The sequence below is a fragment of the Cellulomonas septica genome, assembly GCF_012396155.1.
In the GTDB taxonomy this organism is placed as follows: domain Bacteria; phylum Actinomycetota; class Actinomycetes; order Actinomycetales; family Cellulomonadaceae; genus Cellulomonas; species Cellulomonas septica.
Genome location: NZ_JAAXOY010000686.1, coordinates 1 through 1,862, shown reverse-complemented (window position 1 = coordinate 1,862; position 1,862 = coordinate 1). Strand labels below are relative to the sequence as shown.

The window sequence follows — 1,862 nt, the reverse complement described above, 5'->3', positions numbered from 1 at the left end:
CGACCCGGGCGGGCGGCGGCGGCGAGCGTGGTCGGGCGTCGACCGGCGTCGGCGGCGGGACGCGTCAGGCGTCGGCCCCCGCACCCGACCCGGAGATGTTGACGAGCCACGTCGTGCCGAACTTGTCGATCAGCATGCCGAACGCGTCGCCCCACGGTGCGACGGTCAGCGGCTCGAGGACGGTCCCGCCGTCGGCGAGCGCGTCGTACCAGCCGCGCAGCTTCGCGTCGTCGTCGCCGCTCAGCGACACGGAGATCGTGGAACCCGACGCGAGCTCCATGCGGGCCGGCACGTCGGCCGCCATGAGCGTGAGGTCGGGCGTCGTGAGCTGGCTGTGCATCACGAGGTCGGCCTCGGCCGGGTCCTGCGAGGCGCCGAAGTCGGCGAACGTGCTGACGTTCAGCTCGCCCCCGAAGACGGACTGGTAGAACTCCATCACCTCGCGGGTACCCGTGCGGAAGTTGAGGTACGGGTTCAGGGTCACGGCCATGGGGGACCTCCTCGTCGATCCGGTGCGGACGGGCCCATCGTGGACCCGACCACCGACACGTCGGTAGGCCCCGCGAGCGACGTCGCGGTGAACGGCGGACCTGCGGTTCCGTCGGCCGGATGTGAAGCGGGTCACACAGCCCACGCACAGGTTCGCGCCCGTGGTTGGATGCCGCGTCGCCAGTCCGGGCCTCCGCCCCTGGCTCCCCGTCTGCCCCCGGAATCGAGTACCCGTGCTCCCCACCCGGCGCGTCGCGACGTCCGTCGCCGCCCCCGCCCTCCTGCTCCTCGCGCTGTCCGGCTGCGCGCTCCTCGGCCCCGAGGAGGCGCCGCGCGAGTCGCCCGGCGGCCAGATCACCGAGTCGGCCGACGCCGACGTCTTCTCCGTGCAGGTCGGCGACTGCATCAACGTGAGCGGGATGGAGGAGGACACCGAGATGGAGTCCCTCCCCGTCGTCCCCTGCACCGACCCCCACGACGGCGAGATCTACGCCGAGACCGAGCTGCCCGAGGGCGACTTCCCGGGTGACGCCGAGGTGCAGGCGCAGGGCGAGGAGTTCTGCGCCGCCGAGTTCGAGACGTTCGTCGGCATCCCCTACGACGACTCCGCGCTCTACCTCTGGCCCCTCACGCCGACGCAGGCGGGTTGGGACGGCGTCGACGACCGCGTCGTCCAGTGCGTCCTCGACACCGACGGCGAGCTCGTCACGGGCACCCTCAAGGGCGCCGCGCGCTGATCCCCCGACGCCGCGCGGGTCTCACCGCCCGCGCGGCGTCGCCGGTCCGCGCGTAGCGTCGGACGCTCCCGGGGAGCCGGACGCCCCGTGGAGGGGAGCGTCATGACGAACCGCCTGACCGCCAGCACGAGCCCGTACCTGCGGCAGCACGCGGACAACCCCGTCGACTGGTGGGAGTGGGGCGACGACGCCTTCGCGGAGGCCCGTCGTCGCGACGTCCCGCTGCTCGTGTCCGTCGGGTACGCGGCGTGCCACTGGTGCCACGTGATGGCGCACGAGTCGTTCGAGGACGACGCGACCGCCGCGTTCATGAACGCGCACTTCGTCAACGTGAAGGTCGACCGCGAGGAGCGGCCCGACGTCGACGCGGTCTACATGGCCGCGACGCAGGCGCTCACCGGTCAGGGCGGCTGGCCGATGACGGTGTTCACGACGCCCGAGGGCACCCCGTTCTTCTGCGGCACGTACTTCCCGCCGCGGCCCGTGCACGGCGTCCCGTCGTTCCCCGAGGTGCTGGCCGGGATCGCGGCCGCCTGGCAGACGCGTCGCGACGAGGTCGAGGCGACCGCCACGACGATCCGCGACGCGTTCGCCGCACCGCGGTCGGGCCCCGCCCCGGCCGACGCGGCCGCCGGG

Annotated in this window: 3 protein-coding genes; 2 read left to right on the top strand and 1 reads right to left on the bottom strand. The window is 73.4% G+C overall.

The features are described 5' to 3' along the window. Positions 1-64: 64 nt before the first annotated feature. Positions 65-490: a VOC family protein gene (locus HGA02_RS18105; protein WP_168680672.1), complete on the bottom strand. Its 426-nt coding sequence runs from the start codon at positions 488-490 to the stop codon at positions 65-67. A 232-nt stretch (positions 491-722) separates the two neighbouring features. Here HGA02_RS18105 and HGA02_RS21245 point away from each other — a divergent pair, with 232 nt between their 5' ends. Both HGA02_RS21245 and HGA02_RS18095 read left to right on the top strand, forming a co-directional pair. After that, positions 723-1,226 (top strand): septum formation family protein, encoded by a 504-nt coding sequence (locus HGA02_RS21245; RefSeq protein ID WP_168680670.1) that lies wholly within the window; start codon positions 723-725, stop codon positions 1,224-1,226. 102 nt (positions 1,227-1,328) lie between these two features. Continuing rightward, positions 1,329-1,862 (top strand): thioredoxin domain-containing protein (locus tag HGA02_RS18095; RefSeq protein ID WP_168680668.1); only part of this gene is annotated, 534 nt, incomplete at its 3' end.

What these genes read in the sequence shown, in the direction of transcription:
- HGA02_RS18105 (WP_168680672.1), bottom strand. Translation starts at nt 490, where the DNA reads ATGGCCGTGACCCTGAACCCGTACCTCAACTTCCGCACGGGTACCCGC.